This window comes from Nocardioides marinisabuli, assembly GCF_013466785.1.
GTDB classification, from domain to species: domain Bacteria; phylum Actinomycetota; class Actinomycetes; order Propionibacteriales; family Nocardioidaceae; genus Nocardioides; species Nocardioides marinisabuli.
This window is the reverse complement of record NZ_CP059163.1, coordinates 2444724-2462748: the sequence shown is the minus strand read 5'-3', so window position 1 is coordinate 2462748 and position 18025 is coordinate 2444724. Positions and strand designations below refer to the sequence as shown.

Here is an 18025-nt window from a genome sequence, read left to right as displayed (position 1 = left end):
GACCTCACGCGGGCGTCGTACGGTGGAGGCATGGCAACCATCGAGCTGACCGAGGCCAACTTCGAGACCCACGTGAAGGAGGACGACATCCTCCTGGTCGACTTCTGGGCGGAGTGGTGCGGGCCGTGCAAGCAGTTCGCACCGACCTACGAGGCCGCCTCCGAGGCGCATTCCGACATCACCTTCGGCTCCATCGACACCGAGTCCGAGCAGCAGCTGGCCGCCGCGGCCGGCATCCAGTCGATCCCGACCCTGATGGCCTTCCGCGAGGGCATCCTGGTCTTCGCCCAGCCCGGCGCGCTGCCCGCGCCGGCGCTCGACCAGGTCATCCAGGCCGTGCGCGACCTCGACATGGACGAGGTGCGCCAGCAGATCGAGGCCCAGGACGGCGCCCAGGCCCAGGAGGGCTGAGCCGGCTCAGGCGCGGCCGGCGTCGCCGGTGTTGTCGTCGGCGTCGTCCTCGGCCCCCGGACGCTGTTCCGGATCGGCCGGGACGTCGCCGTACACGCCGGTCACCCGGCCGTGCTCGACCTTGCGCAGCTGGCGGAACAGGCTCCAGCCCAGCAGCGCCACGGCCGCGGCCATCAGCGCGAAGATCGCGAGGGCACCCCAGCCGGCCTTGACGTCCTCGGGCTCGGGGACCTCGTCGGTGAGCCGGACCAGCTCGAGGACGGGCGCGAGGTGGACGACGAGCTCGGGCAGCAGCATGCTCACAGCGTGCCACCCGGGCGGTCGATGCCCGCGAAGAGGTCGTCCTCGGGCGTCGTCGACGCGACATGGCTCACCACGAGCTCGTAGTCCTCGGTCGGCCACACCTCGAGCTGCAGCTCGCGCGGGATCGCGAACCAGTGCCCGTCGGGGTCGATCTGGGTGGCGTGCGCCAGCAGTGCCTGGTCACGCACGCCGAAGTAGGCGCCGCACTCGACCTTGGTGGTGATCCGGGCGTCCCACTCGGGCTCGGGCTTCCAGTCCTTCAGCCGCTCCTCCCACGGCGACTCCAGGCCGTGGGCCTGCATCGCGGCGTGCAGCGCCTCCATGCGGGGGCGGTTGAAGGAGTGGTGGTAGTAGAGCTTGAGCGGCTGCCACGGCTCCCCCGCGTCGGGGAAGCGCTCCGGGTCGCCGGCCGCCTCGAACGCCGCGACGCTCACCTCGTGGCAGCGCACGTGGTCGGGGTGCGGGTAGCCGCCCCGCTCGTCGTACGTCGTCAGCACGTGCGGGCGCACCTCGCGCACGATCCGCACCAGCGCCTCCACCGACTCCTCCAGCGGGGCGACGCCGAAGCAGCCCTCGGGCAGCGGCGGCTTCGGGTCGCCGTCGGGCCAGCCCGAGTCGACGAAGCCGAGCCAGTGCTGGGTGATGCCGAGGATGTCGCGGGCCCGCTCCATCTCCTGGCGGCGCACCTCGGTGATGTTGGCCAGGATGTCGGGGCGCTCCATCTTGGGGTTGAGGATCGAGCCTCGCTCCCCGCCGGTGCACGTGACCACGTGCACCTCGGCGCCCTGGTCGACGTAGCGCGCGGTGGACGCCGCACCCTTGCTCGACTCGTCGTCGGGGTGGGCGTGGACGTGCATGAGACGCAGGCCGTCGTACGGCCGCTCCTGGGGGTGCTGCGACATGCGTTCCATCGTAGGTGTCACCATGGAGCAGTGACCTCGCAGGACCTCCTCACCGAGCGGTACGGCGCCCCCGCGCCGTGGCGGCGCCGCTCGCTGCTCGCCGCGGTCGCGGTGGTGGCCGCTGTCTCGCTGGCCTGGCTGGCCTGGACCACGCTCGTGCACGCCAACCCGTCGGTGCGCTCCGACATCGTGGGCTTCGACGTGGTCGACGACCACACGACCACCGCCGTGGTCGACGTGCGGGTGGGCGCCGACGCCACCGACGTGCAGTGCCTGGTGCGCGCCTACGCCGCCGACAAGGTCGTGGTCGGCGAGCGGGTCTTCACCCCCACCGGCGACGGGCGCACCGAGGTCAGCGTCCGCACCGAGCGGCTCGCGACGGCCATCGAGAACGTCGGCTGCACCGCCGACGGCCAGTCGCGACCGCGCTGAGGCCCCGCCTCCGGGCCCTTTCACCCCTCCGAGTCGATGGACCGGTCTGCTTTTTGGGCCGGGGATTGTTAAGGTGGTCGTTCTGACGCACCCGCCGGGCCCGCCAGGACGAAGGCCCGCGACCACCGTCGAGCGCCTCACCTGCGCCACCGACGTCGTCAGATCCGCACGAGACACACCCACGACAACGGGTGCGGACGACCACACCCTGACGCACCCCCCGTAGGAGCCACCCATGACGCAGTCGACCGAGCCGGGCAAGATCTGGCTGACCAAGGACGCCTTCGAGAAGCTCAGCGCCGAGCTCGAGGAGCTCAAGGGCCCGGTGCGTGCGGACGTCATCGAGCGCATCAGCAACGCCCGCGACGAGGGCGACCTGAAGGAGAACGGCGGCTACCACGCCGCCCGTGAGGAGCAGGGCCGCATCGAGGGCCGCATCCGCCAGCTCGAGGACATGCTCCGCCGCGCCGAGATCGGCGAGACCCCTCCCGACGACGGTGTCGTCGAGCCCGGCATGAAGGTCACCTACAAGTTCGTCGGCGACGACGACGACGAGGCCGAGACCTTCCTGCTCGGTGCCCGCGAGATCGAGGACTCGGTCGAGGACCTGAAGGTCTACTCGCCGCAGTCCCCGCTGGGCCAGGCCATCAACGGCGCCAGCCGCGGCGACACGGTCTCCTACGAGGCCCCCAACGGCAAGATGCTCGAGGTCGTCATCCTCGACGCGGTGCCGTACACGATCTGAGCCACGCACGACGCGCGAGCCGGCCGGTGTGAACCGGCCGGCTCGACGCATGTCCAGCCCCGTCGGTCGAGCAGCGAGGGCCGAAGGCTCGAGCGTCGCCGAGACCCCACAACCGAACGGCGTACAGCGAGCACGGCCCTCACCCGGCCTCGACGACGCTCCTCGCTGACGCTCGTCACTGCTCGACCAACGAAGCACCGCCGCTGGTCGAGCAGCGAGGGCCGAAGGCTCGAGCGTCGCCGAGACCCCGCAACCGAACGGCGTACGACGAGCACGGCCCTCACCCGGCCTCGACGACGCTCCTCGCTGACGCTCGTCACTGCTCGACCAACGAAGCACCGCCGCTGGTCGAGCAGCAGGGGCCGAAGGCTCGAGCGTCGCCGAGACCCCGCAACCGAACGGCGTACGGCGAGCACGGTCCTCACCCGGCCTCGACGACGCTCCTCGCCAGCGCTCGTCGCCGCTACTGCTGGACGCGGTAGCCGTGCTCGCGCAGCCGCGTCAGCACGGAGTCGGAGTGCTCGGGGCCTCGCGTCTCGAGCTGCAGGTGCACCTCGACCTCGTCCATCGACAATGCCGGCGAGATGCGCTCGTGGGCGACCTCGAGCACGTTGGCGCCGGCGGCGCTGACCTCGGTGAGCAGCCGCGCGAGGCCGCCGGGGGCGTCGGGGATCGTGACGTCGAGGTTGAGGTAGCGCCCGGCCGCGGCCATGCCGTGGCGGATCACCTTGCCCAGCAGCAGCGGGTCGATGTTGCCGCCCGAGAGCACGGCCACCACCGGCGCCTCGAACGCCTCGGGCCGGTCCAGCAGCGCCGCGACCGCGGCCGCGCCGGCCGGCTCGCAGACGAGCTTCGCGCGCTCGGCCAGCGACAGCACCGCCCGCGCCAGGGAGTCCTCGCTGACGGTGACCACCTCGTCGACGTGCTCGACGACGGCGGCGAAGGTCAGGTCTCCGGGGCGGCCGACGGCGATGCCGTCGGCCATCGTGCGCATCACCGCCAGCGGTGTGGGCCGGCCGGCCTCCAGCGACCCGGGGTAGGCCGCGGCGTCCTTGGCCTGCACGCCCACGACCCGTACGTCGGGGCGCAGCGCCTTGACCGCCAGCGCGACACCGGCCAGCAGCCCACCGCCGCCGGTGGGCACCACCACGGTGGCCACCTCGGGCAGCTGCTCGATGATCTCGAGACCCACGGTGCCCTGACCGGCGACGACGTCGGCGTGGTCGAAGGGGTGGATCAGCACCGCCCCGGTGCGCTCGGCGAACTCGTGGGCCGCGACCAGCGCGTCCTCGAGGTACTGCCCGGTGAAGACGACCTCGGCGCCGTAGCCGCGGGTGGCGCGCTCCTTGGGGATCGGGGCGCCCTCGGGCATGAAGACGGTCGCGGAGATCCCGAGCAGCTGCGCGGCCAGCGCCACGCCCTGCGCGTGGTTGCCGGCCGAGGCGGCGACGACGCCACGGGCGCGCTCCGCCTCGCTGAGCCGGGAGATCCGCACGTAGGCGCCGCGGGCCTTGAAGGAGCCGGTGCGCTGGAGGTTCTCGGCCTTGAGGCGCACCTCGCCGCCGACCAGCTGGGAGAGCCAGCGCGACTCCTCCATCGGCGTACGCACCGCAACGCCGGCGAGGACCTCGCGGGCGGCCTCGATCTCGGCCAGGCCGACGGTGGGCTGGTGGCTCACGACGGGGCCTCCTCGGGATGCTCCTGCACGTCGACGCTGGCGCCGCTCTCCTCGTAGTCCTCGGCGAGCTCCTCCTGTGGGTCGTCGCCGGGCGCGGTGTTGGCGGCCAGGTGCTGCACGACGGCGTTGACGGCCGCCGCGAGCGGCACCGCGACGAGCGCCCCGGCGATCCCGGCGACGATCACGCCGGCCGCGATCGCGAGGATCACCGCGAGCGGGTGCACCGAGACCCAGCGCCCCATCAGGAACGGCTGGAGCACGTGGCCCTCGACCTGCTGGACGACGATGACGCCGACCAGCATCAGCAGCGCGGCCACCGGGCCCTGGGCGACCAGGGCCACCAGGACCGCCACGACACCGGCGATGGTGGCACCGATCATCGGCACGAAGGCGCCCAGGAAGACCAGCACGCCGATGGCGGCCACGAACGGCACGCCCAGGAACCAGGCCCAGGTGGCGATGCCGATGGCGTCGACGAGCGCCACGATGACGGTGGCCCGCACGAACTGCGTCAGCGAGATCCAGGCGACCCGGCCCGAGGAGTCCACCCGGGGGCGGGCCGCGCGCGGGGCCAGCCGCACCAGCCACGACCAGATCCGCTGGCCGTCGGCCATGAAGAAGTAGGTCGCGAAGAGCACGATGAAGAAGCCGGCGACCACGTGGGTCAGCGTGGTGCCGACCTCGGTGATCCGGCTGACGACCTCGCCGTCGCTGGTCTGGTCGGTGATCAGGCGCTGCGCGTCGTTGATCCACCGGTCGACCTGGGAGTCGCTGGCGTTGAGGGGGCCGTCCTCGAGCCAGGTGCGGATCTGGCCGAGGCCGGCGACCGTCTGCTCGGCCAGGTCGGTGGCGCCGTTGGCCACCTGCTGGCCCACGAAGGTCAGCAGCCCGCCGACCGTGGCCAGCCCGCCGACGACGACGAGCAGCGCGGCCAGCCCGCGGGGCACCCGCAGCCGGACGAGCAGGTCGACCGCGGGCACGGCCAGCGCGGTCACGAGCAGGGCCACCACGATCGGCAGCACGATGACCGACAGGTAGCCGACGGTCCAGGCGATGACCGCGCCGGCGGCCACGATCACCAGGAACCGCCACGCCCACGCGGCGGCCAGGTCGACCCCAGGGGGGACGTGGGTGCGGGGGTAGGCGTCGGCGCCGCTGGCCAGCTCGGGCGGGGTGAGCCGGCGCTCGCGCTCGTCGCGCAGCTGGCTCCACTGCTGGAAGAGCCGGTGGGCCAGGCCCTCCTCCTCCTCGACCGAGCGGGGCCGCCGGGTGCGGCGTCGCAGCCGCCCGCCGGGGGCCGGCGCGGCGGGGTCGGGCTGCGCGACCGCGACGTCACCTGCCGGGTCGGGGCCGGCGGGGTCGGGGCTGCTCAGCTGCTCGTCCACGCCGGTCAACCTATGCGACCCGGCCGTCCGCGGCGCTCACCCGAGGGCGCGGTCGAGGTCGGCGATGAGGTCGTCGGCGGTCTCGATGCCGACGGAGAGCCGCACGAGGTCGGCGGGGACCTCGAGGTCGGTGCCGGCGACGCTGGCGTGGGTCATCCGGCCGGGGTGCTCGATGAGCGACTCGACGCCGCCGAGCGACTCACCCAGGGTGAAGACCTCGGTGCCCTCGCAGACCGCCAGCGCGGCCTGCTCGCCGCCGGTGACGCGGAAGGAGACCATCCCGCCGAAGCGCTTCATCTGCTTGGCGGCGACGTCGTGGCCGGGGTGCGACTCGAGCCCGGGGTAGACGACCTGCTCGACCTTCGGGTGGTCGAGCAGGAAGTCGACGACCTTCTCGGCGTTGTCGCAGTGCCGGTCCATGCGCACGCCCAGGGTCTTGAGCCCGCGCAGCGTCAGCCACGCGTCGAAGGGCCCGGCCACGGCGCCGATGGCGTTCTGGTGGAAGGCGACCTTGTCGGCGACCTCGAGGTCGCGCACGACCAGCGCGCCGCCGACCACGTCGGAGTGCCCGCCGCAGTACTTCGTGGTCGAGTGCAGCACCACGTCGGCGCCGAGGATCAGCGGCTGCTGCAGGTAGGGCGAGGCGAAGGTGTTGTCGACGACGAGCAGCGCGCCGGCCTCGTGGGCCACGGCCGCCAGGGCCTCGATGTCGCCGATGGTCAGCATCGGGTTGGTCGGGGTCTCGACCCAGACCAGCCTCGTCTGCCCGGGGCGGATCGCGGCCCGCACCGCGTCGACGTCGGAGACGGGCGCCGGGCTGTGCTCCAGGCCCCAGGCCTTCTCGACCTTGTCGAAGAGGCGGTAGGTGCCGCCGTACGCGTCGTCGGGGATGACCACGTGGTCGCCCGGGGTGCACAGCGAGCGCACCAGGGTGTCCTCGGCCGCCAGGCCGGAGGCGAAGGCGAAGCCGCGCTCACCCTGCTCGAGGGCGGCGATGTTGCCCTCGAGCGCGGTGCGCGTGGGGTTCGCCGAGCGGGAGTACTCGTAGCCGCCGCGCAGGCCGCCGACGCCGTCCTGCTTGTACGTCGACGTGGCGTAGATCGGCGGGATCACCGCCCCCGTCGTGGGGTCCGGCTCGTAGCCGGCGTGGATGGCGCGGGTCTCGAAGCCCGCCTTGGCCAGGTGCTGCTGCTCACTCACCCGTCGAGGGTACCCACGGCGGGAACCATTGCGGCTCCCCCGGTGTTGTGCAGGGTGGACACCGACTCCCAGGAGGACCACCGCATGTTCTTCACCCGCAAGCAGACCGACCTGATCGCCCCCGACGAGACGCTGCCGGGGCGCAGCGAGAGCCCCTGGCACATCGCCGAGCGACACGTCGTGCTCGACGCGCCCGTCGTCACCGACGAGGCCCCCGCCGGCCACGAGGTCGCGGTCTTCGGCCTCGGCTGCTTCTGGGGCGCCGAGGAGCTCTACTGGAAGATGCCCGGCGTCTGGTCGACGTCGGTCGGGTACGCCGGCGGCGACACCCCGCACCCCTCCTACGAGGAGGTCTGCTCGGGGCGCACCAACCACACCGAGGCCGTGCGCGTCGTCTTCGACCCCGCCGTCGTCTCCTACGCCGACCTGGTCAAGGCGTTCTTCGAGGTGCACGACCCGACCCAGGGCATGCGCCAGGGCAACGACGTCGGCACCCAGTACCGCTCCGCGATCTACTGGACCACGCCCGAGCAGGAGAAGACCGCCCTCGAGCTGACCCGTGTGTACGGCGAGGAGCTCGCCCGTCGCGGTCTGGGCGAGATCACCACCGAGGTCCGCGAGTCGCCGACGTACTACTACGCCGAGGACGTGCACCAGCAGTACCTGGCCAAGAACCCCTACGGCTACCGCTGCCACTCCAACACCGGGGTGCCGTTCCCGACGACCGCCTGACGGGGCTGGTCACTCCCCGGGTGCCTGCAGCTCGAGGAAGAGGAAGCAGATGAAGGGGCGGCCGTCCGGGTGGGGCAGCAGGTCCGGTGGGGTGTCGGCGGCGGGCGGCGGCTCCGTCATCGCCCGGACCTGGAAGCCCGCGCGCAGGAACGCGCTCACCACCTCCCCCAGCGGGCGGTGCCAGTAGGTCATCCACACGGTCCGGTCGCCGTAGTCGTAGTCCTCGGAGTACCTGGTGAGGGCGAAGTAGTCGGCCTCGGGGTAGACGATCGCGTAGATCATCGGGTGGATGATCGAGACGGTGAGCCGCCCGTCCGGCCGCAGCACCCGCCGCAGCTCGGCCAGCGCCGAGTCCCAGTCCTCGACGTAGTGCAGGGCCAGCGAGACCACCACGAGGTCGAAGCTGTCGTCGGCGTACGGCAGGGGCGCCCCGAGGTCCGCGACCCTCACGTCCGCGTCCCCTCCCAGCCGCTCGCGCGCCAGCTCGACCATGACCGGGCTCAGGTCGAAGGCGGACACGGCCGCTCCCCTCGCCCGCAGGGCCTTCGCCAGCGGCCCCGACCCGCACCCGGCGTCGAGCACCTCCAGGCCCGCGACGTCGCCGGCCAGCCGCAGCATCTCCGGCCGCTCGTAGTAGGCGTTGAAGAGGCTCTTCTCGTTCCTGGCCGAGTACGCCGCCGCGAAGTCGTCGTAGCCAGGGGCAACAGGAGTGTTCGCCGAGTCGGACATGCTCCGTTCCTACCCGAGTCCCCTGCGGCCGCGCTCGCGGCGCGCTGTCCGCAGCCCGGCTCACCCGCGCGGCCTTGCGCGACCGAGGAGGATGGTCGTCATGAGCGACATGCCGCGCAAGGCGTTCGGACGCACCGCACGCCTGGCAGCGCTCCCGCTCGGGTACGCCGGGCGCAACGCGATCGGTCTGGGCAAGCGGCTGGGCGGACGCCCGGCCGAGGCGGTGATGAGCGAGATCCAGATGCGCACCGCCGAGCAGCTCTTCCGCACCCTGGGCGAGCTCAAGGGCGGGGCGATGAAGTTCGGCCAGGCGCTGTCGGTGCTCGAGTCGGCGCTGCCCGACGAGCTAGCGGCGCCCTACCGCGAGCAGCTGACCAGGCTGCAGGACTCCGCTCCCCCCGATGCCCACGCAGACCGTCCGCGAGACGCTCGCCCGCGACCTGGGTGACGAATGGCAGGACCAGCTGGTCTGGCTCGACGGCGGGCCGACCGCGGCCGCGTCCATCGGCCAGGTGCACAAGGGACGCTGGCACGACGGCCGCGAGGTCGCAGTCAAGGTGCAGTACCCCCGCGCCGGCGAGGCGCTGCGCTCCGACCTGCGCCAGCTCGCGCGGGTCGCGCGCAGCCTCGGCCCGCTGGTGCCCGGCCTCGACGTCAAGCCGCTGGTCGCCGAGATGCAGGCCCGGATGGAGGAGGAGCTCGACTACGACCTCGAGGCCTCCGCCCAGCGCGCCTTCGCGGCGGCGTACGCCGACGACCCCGACATCGTGGTGCCCGACGTGGTGGCCCACGGCCCCGCGACGCTGGTCACCGAGTGGCTCGACTCGACCTCGTCGCTGGCGAAGGTGATCGCGGAGGGCTCCCAGGAGGAGCGCGACCGATTCGGCGACCTCTTCACCCGGTTCCTGCTCGGCGCCCCGGGGCGCACAGGGATGCTGCACGCCGACCCGCACCCCGGGAACTTCCGGGTCGTGCCGGGCGTCGACGGCGGACCGCCGCGGATGGGCGTGCTCGACTACGGCGCCGTGGCGCGGCTGCCCGACGGCCTGCCGACCGCGATGGGCACCCTGATCCGGATCGCCAGCATCGAGGACGACGCGACGCTGCTCGAGGGGCTGCGCGCGGAGGGCTTCGTCAAGCCCGGGGTCAGCATCGGCTCCCGCGAGCTGCTCGACTACCTCGCCCCGTTCGTGGAGCCGGCGCGCACCGAGCGCTTCCAGTTCACCCGCGCGTGGATGCAGGAGCAGTTCCAGCGCATCAACGACCCCAAGAACCCGTCGTTCACGGTCGCGATGAAGATCAACCTGCCGCCGTCGTACCTGCTGATCCACCGCACCTGGCTGGGCGCGGTCGGCATCCTCTCCCAGCTCGAGGCGGACGTCGCGTTCGGCGAGATCCTGCGCGAGCTGCTGCCCGGGTTCGCCGAGCCCGTCTGAGGTCTACCGCGGGTCGAGCGCCCGGAGCAGGGCGTCGAGCGCGGCCTCGGCCTGGTCACCGTCGAAGAGGTGCTGGGCGTGGTCGGAGCCCGGCAGCAGCAGGACCTCGTTGTCGTCGCCGGGCGCGGTCGCGGCCAGCTGCTCGGAGACCTCCGCCACCGGCTCGTCCTCGCTGGCGATGAAGAGCTTGGGCTGCTCGCCCAGCCCCTCGACGACGCTGTTGGCCGAGAGCGTCACCACCCGGTCGACCAGCTCGGGCTGCTCGCTGAGCAGCCGCAGCGCCGCGTCGGCGCCCGCGCTCCCGCCGACCAGGGCGACCTCCTCGGCGCCGTCCTCGCGCAGCCGCTCGACCGCGGCCGTCATCGCCTCGGCGGTCAGGTCCTCCACCGCGACCACGGTCGCGCCCTGCTCGGCGATCGCCACCGCCTGGTCCTGCCAGCTCGCGGCGTCGAAGGCCGCGCCGTGGGCGAGCACGACGCCGTACGAGCCGTCACCCCAGCGCAACGCGTCCCCCTCGTCGACCAGCGAGATCCTCTCGCCGCTCGCCCCGCCGTCGCTCGCGGGGCTCGCGCCTTGCTCGTCGGAGCCGCAGCCGGCCAGGCCGAGCAGGGCCAGCAGCAGCCCCGCGGCGAAGGCCGTGACGAGCAGGCGACTGGGGGCGTTCGAGGTCGTCGTCGGCATCTCCCCACCGTAGGTCGTGGGGGTGCGCCCAGAGCCCCCATCACTGCCTCCAAGCCACTCTCCACAGATGCCACATGACCATTGACTCGAACACGCGTTCGATTAGAATAGGAGCATGATCACCCAGGAGCTCGAGCGCTGCGACACCGCCGACGCGGTCCTCGCCTACGCCCGCTCCCAGCGTGCTGCCCGCGACGCCGCCGAGGTCGCGATGTACGAGGCCACCTGCACGTACGCGGCCATGCACTCCACCCGTGACGAGGCCAAGGCCGCGGTCCTGCCCGGCACCGACATGCTCATCACCCTCGCCGGGCCCGGCGCACCCAAGGTCTCCGAGTTCGCGGTCATCGAGTACGGCACCGCCCTCGGGATGTCGGCCGATGCGGCCATCCGCTACGTCGCCCACGTCGTCGAGACCCGCTACCGACTCCCCCGCCTGCACGCAGCCGTCGCCTCCGGTCGAGTACCGGTCTGGCGGGCCCGCCGCATCGCCGAGGCCACCCTCGGCCTCCCCCGCGAGGCCGCCGCCTGGGTCGACCACCACCTCGCCGGCGTCGCCGCCACCTGCTCCTACGCCGTCCTGGGACGCCTCGTCGAAGAAGCCCTGTGCCGCTTCGACCCCGAGGCCGCCGAGGACAAGCGAGCCATCGCCGCCGAGGACCGCAAGCTCGACATCCACCTCGACGCCGCCACCCGCGGCGGGCAGTGCATCGACGGGGTAGTCGACGCGATCGGCTGCCTCGACCTGGCCGACGCCCTCGACCTCGACAACGCCGTCACCCGCGAGGCCCGCAACCTGGCGCTGGCCGGCTCCGACCAGCCCCTCGACGTACGCCGCAGCATGGCCCTCGGTATCCTCGCCCGCACCCAGACCACCCTCGACCTCACCGGCACCGGCACCGACGACGACGCGCCTCGGGTGCCTGCACGGCAGGTCGTGCTCAACGTCCACCTGACCGACGTAGCCCTGGCCGGTATCGACCCCACCACCCTCAGGTCGAACAACCTCTCCGCCGGGCTGCACCTCGCCCGCGTCGAGGAGACCCGCAGCTTCGTCACCACCGACCAGGTCTGCGAGTGGCTCCGCGTGCCCGACACCCACGTCACCTACCGCACCATCACCGGCAGCGGGTCGGACCCCGAGGCCTACGAGCACCCCTTCCGCAAGGTCAACACCCCAGCCGCCCGAGACATCACGGCCGAGGACATCCGCGGCTTCGCCAGCAACCCCGACCTCCGCCCCCACCCCCGCCGACCGGTCGACCTCTCCGAGGACATCACCACCGACGGCTACACCCCCAGCGAGCGGCTCGCCGAGCAGATCCGGCTCCGCCATCCCCGCTGCGTGTTCCCCCACTGCACCCGCCGCGCCCGACGCCGCCGCCCCGACGAACCCCACGCCGACCTCGACCACATCAGCACCTACGACCCCGGTGGTCCACCCGGCCAAACCACCACCTCGAACCTCGCCACCTTGTGCCGACGCCACCACCGCGCCAAGACCCACACCCCCTGGACCTACCGACCCACCCCCACCGGGTTCCTCTGGACCAGCCCGCAGCGCTACCAGTACCTCGTCGAACCACACGGCACCACCGACCTCGGCCAAGCACCCAGACCACCCACCCGGCCCGTGTGAACCAGCCGACTCGCCACACCCCCGCCGCAGCACCACCGCGACGGGGGCATCGGCACGTCCGGCGCCGCTCTCAGTCGGGCGGTCCGGGCTCCCGCGCCACGGTCAGCGGCCCCTCGTCCGGCGAGGGGACCTCGAAGTGGTCGACGTACGCGGCGACGAGGTCCTCGTCGAGGACGAAGTCGTCGGGGTGGCTGCCCCGACGTGCCCGCATCCGGGCCAGCACCGTCCCCCGCGTCGTGGCCAGGTAGACGGTCTCGGGGACGACACCGACGCTCGCGAGCAGCGTGCGGTAGTCGTCACGCGTGGCCCGCGACCAGAACGAGAAGTCGAGCACGACGTCGGCGCCCTGCTCGACGAGCTCGAGGAGCCGGGCCCGCAGCCCCGCCTCGATCTCGGCCCGCACGTCCGGGTTTAGCGGCACGGCCGTGATCCCGCGTGCCCAGATCTCGCTGTCGAAGGAGAGCCGGACCATGCCCTCCTCCTCCAGCCCTCGCGCGTACGTGGTCTTGCCGGACCCCGACGGGCCGCACATGAGGACCACCCGGCTGACGCGCCGAGCCGGCCCGTTCGAACCGGCCGGCTCGCGGTCAGAGGCCGGTGGTGCCATCGATGGACTCGCGGATCAGGTCGGCGTGGCCCGCGTGCCGGGCGTACTCCTCGACCAGGTGCAGCAGGATCCAGCGCAGGCTGGCCACCGAGCCGTGGCGCTCCAGCGCGGCGAGCGTGTCGAGGCCCTTGACCGCCAGGGCGCGGTCGATGGCCGCGTCGGCGGCGACCACCGCGGCGTCGTGCGCCGCGAGGAGCTGCTCGGGCGTCTGCCCGGCGCGCGGTGCCAGTCGCGGTCGGGGTCGGCCGCCCAGTCGAGGCTGCGCCACGGCTCGGCGGGCTCGGCGCCGTGCAAGACGTGGCTGCACCAGTAGTCCTCGACGAACGCCAGGTGCGACAACAGCCCGCCCAGCGTCATCGGGCTCGGCGCCAGCGCCCGGTCGAGCTGCTCGGCGGTGAGCCCCTCGGCCTGGCGGCGCAGGGTGACCCGGTAGAAGGCGAGGAACGAGCGCACCGCCGTCACCTCGTCGGCGACGAACGGGATCTCCGGCAGCGGGGTCGGGCTCATGCGGGCACGTCGTCGTCGGGCGGATCGCCGGCGATGCAGTAGCGCAGCCCGCCGGGGTCGACCATCACCGTCCAGTGCTCGTGGCGGGTCAGCACCCGCGCCCCCAGCGCCACGTGCCGCTCGAGCTCGGCACCCACGTCGTCGGTGGTCAGGTCGAGGTGCACCGACACCTCCGTCGCGTCGTCGTCGAGACGCTGCAGCAGCACCTGCAGCGGCTGGCCCGCGGGCACCTCCAGCAGGTGGAACTCCTCGTACGCCGTGCGGCGCAGCGGCCAGCCCGTCAGGTCGCGCCAGAACCCCCGCTCGGGCTCCAGCAGCCGCGCGGGCACGTCGATCGAGAGCTGGTCGACCTGCGAGCGGTGCCCGGTGGGCCACACCGCAGGACGGCTGCGGGTCTCGGCCGGGTGCCCCACGAAGCAGAACTCCAGCCCGCCCGGCGAGCGCAGCACGACGTACCCCTCGTCGGCAGCCCGCACCACCTCGGCACCCAGCGTCACGGCGTGCTCCGCCGCCGTGGCCTGGTCGGGCACGTGCAGGTCGAGGTGCACCCGCGAGGGGCCTTCGTCGCGGCGCTGCACCCGCAGGTGGTCGTCCCCGTCGGGCGGCACCAGGGTGTGGAACTCGTGCCGCTCGCCGCGCACCGCCGACAGCGTCGACCCCGTCACCTGCGCCCAGAAGGCCGAGCCGCGCTCCACCTCGTCGGCGGCCAGGTCGAGGAACGCGCTGATCCACAGCGGGCTCGACACCGGACCCGGAGCGCTCATGCGCCGTGGCCCTCCCCGGCCGGTCGGTGCAGCACCCCGCCCGTCGGGCGCACCCGCAGCCCACCGTTGCGCACCTCGGCGTCGCCGTCGACGATCAGCGACATCCCGCCCTCCTCGACCGGAGGCCACAGGACGGTGACCACGGGGTTCGCCCCGGCGTTGGCCAGCGACCCGCGCCCCGGCGCCGTCACCACCAGCACGCCGTCGTCGAGCACCGGGCGCACGGAGACCACCTTGACCCGCGCCGGGACGGTCGAGGGGTCGGTGGTCATCAGGAACGCGTCGGCGAAGGGCGCCAGCGCCTCGGCGAGCTCGTCGACCGCCACGGGGATGCTCATGCACCCCACCCTAGGCGCCCGCGACCCCGCCGACGTCGACCCAGCGCTCCCCCAGCGCCACCGGCTCGGCGGCACCCGCGGTCACCTCGGCCAGCAGCGCCCGCGTCGCGGCGTCGTCGCTCGGCGCCACGCCCAGCACCAGGTGCACGCTGGCACCCCACTGCACGTCGAGCAGCTCGACCCCGCGGCTGCGCAGCTCGCCCTCGACCCGGCCCGCCTCGGCGTGCTCGACCTCCAGGCCGACCTCGCGCAGCAGCCGCCGCTCGCGGGTGCCGGCCGCCTCGAGCGCGGCGCGCACCGCGTCGCCGTACGCCCGCACCAGCCCGCCGGCGCCCAGCAGGGTGCCGCCGAACCACCGCGTCACCACCGCGACGGTGTCGCTCAGCCCGGCGCCGCGCAGCACCTCGAGCATCGGCGCCCCCGCCGTCCCGGCGGCTCGCCGTCGTCGGAGGACCGCTCGACCGGCACCGGCGGTGGCCCCACGACCATCGCCGAGCAGTGGTGGCGCGCGTCGTGGTGGCGCTTGCGCAGCCGCTCGACCACCGCCCGCGCCTCGTCCTCGGTCGCGACCCGCGCCACCGTCGCCAGGAACCGCGAGCGCCGCACCTCGATCTCGACCTCGGCGTCGCGCCCCACGACCAGGTACGACGCGTGCCCGCTCACCAGAGCCCCCTCACCAGACCCCCAGCACGTCGCCGCCGATCTTGACCACGAAGGCCCCGACCACGGCGATGAAGAAGACCCGCACGAACCGCGACCCCTTGGCCACGGCGGTGCGCGCCCCGACGTACCCGCCGACGAGGTTGGCCAGCCCCATCAGGAGGCCGACCTCCCACAGCACCGCACCCTGGGGGATGAACACGACGAGGGCGGCGAGGTTGGTGGCCCAGTTGGCCATCTTCGACTTCGCCGAGGCCTCGAGGAAGCCGTAGCCGAGCAGCCCGACGAGCGCGAAGACGAAGAACGAGCCGGTGCCGGGGCCCAGCGCGCCGTCGTAGAAGCCGATGGCGAAACCGGTCGCCGCCGTCGCACCGGTGTGGCGGTGCCCCGCGAAGCGCAGCGCGGTGACCTGGCCGAGGCTGGGCTTGAGGACCACGTAGGCACCCACCAGCAGCAGCACCACCACCACGATCGGCTCGAAGGCCGAGCGCGGGATCAGGCTCGCCACCGCGGCCCCGCCCGCCGACCCGAGGAACGCGGTGAGCATCAGCGGCCCGAACGTGCGTGGGTCGGGGCGCACCCGGCGGTAGAACGTCACGCTGCTGACGCTGGTGCCGCAGATCGAGGCGAGCTTGTTGGTGGCCAGGACCTGCACCGGGCTCGCGCCCGGCAGCCCCACCAGCAGCGCCGGCAGCTGGACCAGCCCGCCTCCCCCGACGACCGCGTCGACGAAGCCGGCCACCAGCGCGGCGAGCGCCAGGAGCAGCATCACGGTCAGGGTCGGGTCCTCCACACCGCGACCCTAGATGTGCTGCCTGGGCCCGCGACCTACGGTGTCCCACATGCGGCCACAGCGGATCGTCTCCCTCCTGCCCTCGACCACCGAGGTCCTCTTCGGGCTCGGCGTCGGCGACCAGGTCGTCGGCGTGACCTTCGAGTGCGACCACCCCGCCGAGGCACGCGAGCGCCGGATCGTCTCGTCGACCACGATGCCCGAGGGCCTGGCCCCCGCCGAGATCGACGCGTACGTCGCCGCTGCCGCCGCCGCGGGCGAGGACCTCTATCGGCTCGACGCGGGCGCCCTGGCCGACCTCGACCCCGAGCTGGTGCTGACCCAGGACCTCTGCGCGGTGTGCGCGGTCGACGTCGGCACCGTCGACGAGGCGCTGGCCCACCTGGGCTGCCGCGCCGAGGTGCTCTCCTTCGACCCGCACACCCTCGCCGAGATCCGCGAGAGCGTGCTGCGCATCGGGGCGGCCGTGGGCCGGCCCGCCGAGGCCGAGGTGCTGGCCGCCCGGCTCGACCTGCCCGTGCCGGCGACCCGCGACGGCGCCCGCCGCCCCCGCGTGGTGGTGCTGGAGTGGACCGACCCGCCGTACGCGCCCGGGCACTGGATCCCCGAGATGGTCGAGGCGGCCGGTGCCGAGTGCGCGCTCGGCACCGCCGGCGCGAAGTCGGTGCGGGTCACCTGGGACGACGTGCACGCCGCGCGCCCCGACCTGGTCGTGGTCGCGCCCTGCGGCTACGACCGCCGCCGCCGCCCAGGAGCAGGCCGACCGGCTGGTCGCCGAGGCCCTGCTGCCGGCGGGTGTCGCGGTGCACGCCGTCGACGCCAACGCCCACTGGGCCCGCCCGGGGCCACGGGTGGCCGACGGGGTCGCCGACCTGCGCGCCGCGCTCGAGGCCCAGAGCCTGCTCGGCTGAGCGGCCCTGCCGGCCCGCGCTGCTACTGCAGCCCGCGGATCGCCCGCGCCGGCAGCAGCCGGCCCGCGATCACGTCGACCATGTCGACGGTCTGCCGCGTCTCGACCACCTCGTGCACCCGGTAGATCCGGGCCCCGGCCAGCGCGCAGACCGCGGTGGCGGCCAGGGTGCCGGTCAGCCGCTCGCCGACCGGCAGGTCGAGCGACTCGCCCACGAAGTCCTTGTTGCTCAGCGACACCAGCACCGGGCGACCGGTGGCCACCATCTCCCCCAGCCGGCGGGTCAGCTCGAGGGAGTGGAAGGTGTTCTTGCCGAAGTCGTGCGCCGGGTCGATCACCACGCTGCGGGGGTCGACGCCGGCCGCCACCGCCCGGTCGGCGTACGCCGTGGTGTCCGCGATCGCCGCGGCCACGACGTCGTCGTACTCGACGCGGTAGGGGCGGGTGCGCGGGGTCGCCCCGCCGGTGTGGGTGCAGATGACCGCGGCGTCGTGGGCGGCGGCGACGTCGACCAGCTCGGGGTCGGCCCCGCCCCAGGCGTCGTTGAGCACGTCGGCGCCGGCCCGGCACACCGCGTCGCCGACCTCGGCGCGCCACGTGTCGACCGAGATGACCAGGCCGGGGAAGGACTCGCGCACCCGGGCCACGAAGTCGACGACCCGGCTCTTCTCCTCGGCCGCGTCGATCTCGACCCCGGGAGCGGCCTTGATGCCACCGATGTCGACGATCTCGGCGCCCTGCTCCACCACCGTGGCGACCCGCTCGAAGGCCTTGTCCTCGGCCCAGGTCGCGCCCTTGTCGTAGAACGAGTCGGGGGTGCGGTTGACGATCGCCATCATCAGCTTCTGGTCGTCGGCGAACGTGTGGCGGCCGAGCACGAGGGTCACACCAGGTGTCTAGCAGACGACCCCTCACGTCCGGGTCCGGTGCGCCCGTCGGTGCCGGCGGGTAGAACCGGTCCGTGCTGCCCACCGACCCCGACGCCCCCGAGCCCTACCCCGACGAGTGCGTGGCCTGCTACCTGCGCCGGGTCGTCGCCGAGCACGGCTGCGACCACACGCCGGCCTGGGGCGAGCGCTTCCGCGACCTGCGCTCGCCCACCGCCCACTCGCTCGTACGCCGCCTCGACGCGCTCGGCGGCTGCGGCTGCGCGGTGGTGGGCCGGGGGCTGCG

At 73.5% G+C, this 18025-nt stretch carries 21 protein-coding genes and 3 pseudogenes; 9 read left to right on the top strand and 15 right to left on the bottom strand.

Going from position 1 to position 18025, the window contains the following annotated elements:
• The first annotated feature begins 30 nt into the window (after positions 1–30).
• Positions 31–411 carry a thioredoxin gene (trxA, locus tag H0S66_RS11760; protein ID WP_179615547.1) on the top strand — a complete coding sequence of 127 codons (381 nt, stop codon included), beginning with the start codon at positions 31–33 and terminating at the stop codon, positions 409–411.
• A gap of 6 nt (positions 412–417) precedes the next feature.
• On the opposite strand, the gene H0S66_RS11755 is transcribed toward trxA, so the two are convergent.
• Both H0S66_RS11755 and mca read right to left on the bottom strand, forming a co-directional pair.
• Positions 418–708: a hypothetical protein gene (locus tag H0S66_RS11755; RefSeq protein WP_179615546.1), complete on the bottom strand. Its 291-nt coding sequence runs from the start codon at positions 706–708 to the stop codon at positions 418–420.
• Positions 709–710: 2 nt separating this feature from the next.
• Positions 711–1616 carry a mycothiol conjugate amidase Mca gene (gene mca, locus H0S66_RS11750; protein ID WP_179615545.1) on the bottom strand — a complete coding sequence of 302 codons (906 nt, stop codon included), beginning with the start codon at positions 1614–1616 and terminating at the stop codon, positions 711–713.
• Between the two features lie 30 nt (positions 1617–1646).
• Between mca and H0S66_RS11745 the strand changes: the two genes are divergently transcribed.
• Positions 1647–2048: a DUF4307 domain-containing protein gene (locus H0S66_RS11745; RefSeq protein WP_179615544.1), complete on the top strand. Its 402-nt coding sequence runs from the start codon at positions 1647–1649 to the stop codon at positions 2046–2048.
• 235 nt (positions 2049–2283) lie between these two features.
• Entirely contained in the window at positions 2284–2793 is a 510-nt protein-coding gene (greA, locus tag H0S66_RS11740) for a transcription elongation factor GreA (protein WP_179615543.1), read from the top strand.
• A 463-nt stretch (positions 2794–3256) separates the two neighbouring features.
• Here greA and ilvA read toward each other — a convergent pair whose 3' ends face one another.
• From ilvA to H0S66_RS11725, 3 genes are read right to left on the bottom strand one after another with little or no spacing between them, the layout of a single operon-like run.
• Positions 3257–4471: a threonine ammonia-lyase gene (gene ilvA / locus H0S66_RS11735; protein WP_179615542.1), complete on the bottom strand. Its 1215-nt coding sequence runs from the start codon at positions 4469–4471 to the stop codon at positions 3257–3259.
• Positions 4468–5856 carry an AI-2E family transporter gene (locus H0S66_RS11730; RefSeq protein WP_258016879.1) on the bottom strand — a complete coding sequence of 463 codons (1389 nt, stop codon included), beginning with the start codon at positions 5854–5856 and terminating at the stop codon, positions 4468–4470. Before H0S66_RS11730 ends, ilvA begins: the two co-directional genes overlap by 4 nt.
• A gap of 36 nt (positions 5857–5892) precedes the next feature.
• Positions 5893–7056: a cystathionine gamma-synthase gene (locus H0S66_RS11725; protein WP_179615541.1), complete on the bottom strand. Its 1164-nt coding sequence runs from the start codon at positions 7054–7056 to the stop codon at positions 5893–5895.
• Positions 7057–7110: 54 nt separating this feature from the next.
• Between H0S66_RS11725 and msrA the strand changes: the two genes are divergently transcribed.
• Positions 7111–7788 carry a peptide-methionine (S)-S-oxide reductase MsrA gene (gene msrA / locus H0S66_RS11720; protein WP_338037207.1) on the top strand — a complete coding sequence of 226 codons (678 nt, stop codon included), beginning with the start codon at positions 7111–7113 and terminating at the stop codon, positions 7786–7788.
• 9 nt (positions 7789–7797) lie between these two features.
• On the opposite strand, the gene H0S66_RS11715 is transcribed toward msrA, so the two are convergent.
• Positions 7798–8517, bottom strand: coding sequence for a class I SAM-dependent methyltransferase (locus H0S66_RS11715; RefSeq protein ID WP_179615540.1), 720 nt, complete (start codon positions 8515–8517; stop codon positions 7798–7800).
• Positions 8518–8617: 100 nt separating this feature from the next.
• Between H0S66_RS11715 and H0S66_RS20840 the strand changes: the two genes are divergently transcribed.
• Both H0S66_RS20840 and H0S66_RS11710 read left to right on the top strand, forming a co-directional pair.
• On the top strand, positions 8618–8965 hold the full coding sequence (locus tag H0S66_RS20840; protein WP_338037206.1) for a hypothetical protein: 348 nt from the start codon (positions 8618–8620) through the stop codon (positions 8963–8965).
• Positions 8919–9953, top strand: coding sequence for an ABC1 kinase family protein (locus H0S66_RS11710; RefSeq protein ID WP_338037205.1), 1035 nt, complete (start codon positions 8919–8921; stop codon positions 9951–9953). The genes H0S66_RS20840 and H0S66_RS11710 overlap by 47 nt, the downstream gene beginning before the upstream one ends.
• Positions 9954–9956: 3 nt before the next feature.
• On the opposite strand, the gene H0S66_RS20120 is transcribed toward H0S66_RS11710, so the two are convergent.
• Positions 9957–10634, bottom strand: coding sequence for an alpha/beta fold hydrolase (locus tag H0S66_RS20120; RefSeq protein WP_218876299.1), 678 nt, complete (start codon positions 10632–10634; stop codon positions 9957–9959).
• Between the two features lie 115 nt (positions 10635–10749).
• Between H0S66_RS20120 and H0S66_RS11700 the strand changes: the two genes are divergently transcribed.
• The gene (locus tag H0S66_RS11700) at positions 10750–12273 is read left to right on the top strand and encodes an HNH endonuclease signature motif containing protein (protein WP_179615538.1); all 1524 of its coding nucleotides are present in this window, start codon (positions 10750–10752) and stop codon (positions 12271–12273) included.
• A 70-nt stretch (positions 12274–12343) separates the two neighbouring features.
• On the opposite strand, the gene H0S66_RS11695 is transcribed toward H0S66_RS11700, so the two are convergent.
• The 7 genes and pseudogenes from H0S66_RS11695 to H0S66_RS11670 form a co-directional block, all read right to left on the bottom strand.
• Positions 12344–12805 (bottom strand): P-loop nucleotide/nucleoside kinase family protein, encoded by a 462-nt coding sequence (locus tag H0S66_RS11695; RefSeq protein ID WP_179615537.1) that lies wholly within the window; start codon positions 12803–12805, stop codon positions 12344–12346.
• A 55-nt stretch (positions 12806–12860) separates the two neighbouring features.
• A pseudogene (locus H0S66_RS11690) lies at positions 12861–13387 on the bottom strand (mycothiol transferase).
• Positions 13384–14151, bottom strand: a complete 768-nt coding sequence (locus H0S66_RS11685) for a VOC family protein (protein ID WP_179615535.1) — start codon at positions 14149–14151, stop codon at positions 13384–13386. The pseudogene H0S66_RS11690 and the gene H0S66_RS11685 overlap by 4 nt, the downstream one beginning before the upstream one ends.
• Entirely contained in the window at positions 14148–14489 is a 342-nt protein-coding gene (locus H0S66_RS11680) for a pyridoxamine 5'-phosphate oxidase (protein ID WP_179615534.1), read from the bottom strand. Before H0S66_RS11680 ends, H0S66_RS11685 begins: the two co-directional genes overlap by 4 nt.
• 10 nt (positions 14490–14499) lie before the next feature.
• Positions 14500–14787 carry a DUF1949 domain-containing protein gene (locus tag H0S66_RS20500; protein ID WP_338037252.1) on the bottom strand — a complete coding sequence of 96 codons (288 nt, stop codon included), beginning with the start codon at positions 14785–14787 and terminating at the stop codon, positions 14500–14502.
• A gap of 45 nt (positions 14788–14832) precedes the next feature.
• Positions 14833–15032: pseudogene (locus H0S66_RS20835) on the bottom strand (YigZ family protein); the annotation flags it as partial.
• A gap of 130 nt (positions 15033–15162) precedes the next feature.
• Entirely contained in the window at positions 15163–15942 is a 780-nt protein-coding gene (locus H0S66_RS11670) for a sulfite exporter TauE/SafE family protein (protein WP_219633564.1), read from the bottom strand.
• A 49-nt stretch (positions 15943–15991) separates the two neighbouring features.
• Between H0S66_RS11670 and H0S66_RS11665 the strand changes: the two genes are divergently transcribed.
• Complete coding sequence (locus H0S66_RS11665; RefSeq protein WP_219633563.1) at positions 15992–16978, top strand: ABC transporter substrate-binding protein; 987 nt, start codon at positions 15992–15994, stop codon at positions 16976–16978.
• On the opposite strand, the gene folP is transcribed toward H0S66_RS11665, so the two are convergent.
• Positions 16876–17739, bottom strand: coding sequence for a dihydropteroate synthase (folP, locus tag H0S66_RS11660; RefSeq protein WP_219633562.1), 864 nt, complete (start codon positions 17737–17739; stop codon positions 16876–16878). The genes H0S66_RS11665 and folP overlap by 103 nt on opposite strands.
• Before the next feature lie 74 nt (positions 17740–17813).
• Here folP and H0S66_RS21025 point away from each other — a divergent pair.
• Positions 17814–17951, top strand: a pseudogene (locus H0S66_RS21025) (hypothetical protein); the annotation flags it as partial.
• Positions 17952–18025: the final 74 nt, after the last annotated feature.

Coding starts and splice junctions, on each gene's coding strand:
- greA (WP_179615543.1), top strand. CDS start 2,284: ATGACGCAGTCGACCGAGCCGGGCAAGATCTGGCTGACCAAGGACGCC.
- H0S66_RS20840 (WP_338037206.1), top strand. CDS start 8,618: ATGAGCGACATGCCGCGCAAGGCGTTCGGACGCACCGCACGCCTGGCA.
- H0S66_RS11680 (WP_179615534.1), bottom strand. CDS start 14,489: ATGAGCATCCCCGTGGCGGTCGACGAGCTCGCCGAGGCGCTGGCGCCC.
- H0S66_RS11715 (WP_179615540.1), bottom strand. CDS start 8,517: ATGTCCGACTCGGCGAACACTCCTGTTGCCCCTGGCTACGACGACTTC.
- H0S66_RS11700 (WP_179615538.1), top strand. CDS start 10,750: ATGATCACCCAGGAGCTCGAGCGCTGCGACACCGCCGACGCGGTCCTC.
- H0S66_RS11755 (WP_179615546.1), bottom strand. CDS start 708: ATGCTGCTGCCCGAGCTCGTCGTCCACCTCGCGCCCGTCCTCGAGCTG.
- H0S66_RS20120 (WP_218876299.1), bottom strand. CDS start 10,634: ATGCCGACGACGACCTCGAACGCCCCCAGTCGCCTGCTCGTCACGGCC.
- mca (WP_179615545.1), bottom strand. CDS start 1,616: ATGTCGCAGCACCCCCAGGAGCGGCCGTACGACGGCCTGCGTCTCATG.
- trxA (WP_179615547.1), top strand. CDS start 31: ATGGCAACCATCGAGCTGACCGAGGCCAACTTCGAGACCCACGTGAAG.
- H0S66_RS11695 (WP_179615537.1), bottom strand. CDS start 12,805: ATGTGCGGCCCGTCGGGGTCCGGCAAGACCACGTACGCGCGAGGGCTG.
- H0S66_RS11685 (WP_179615535.1), bottom strand. CDS start 14,151: ATGAGCGCTCCGGGTCCGGTGTCGAGCCCGCTGTGGATCAGCGCGTTC.
- H0S66_RS11710 (WP_338037205.1), top strand. CDS start 8,919: ATGCCCACGCAGACCGTCCGCGAGACGCTCGCCCGCGACCTGGGTGAC.
- H0S66_RS11665 (WP_219633563.1), top strand. CDS start 15,992: ATGCGGCCACAGCGGATCGTCTCCCTCCTGCCCTCGACCACCGAGGTC.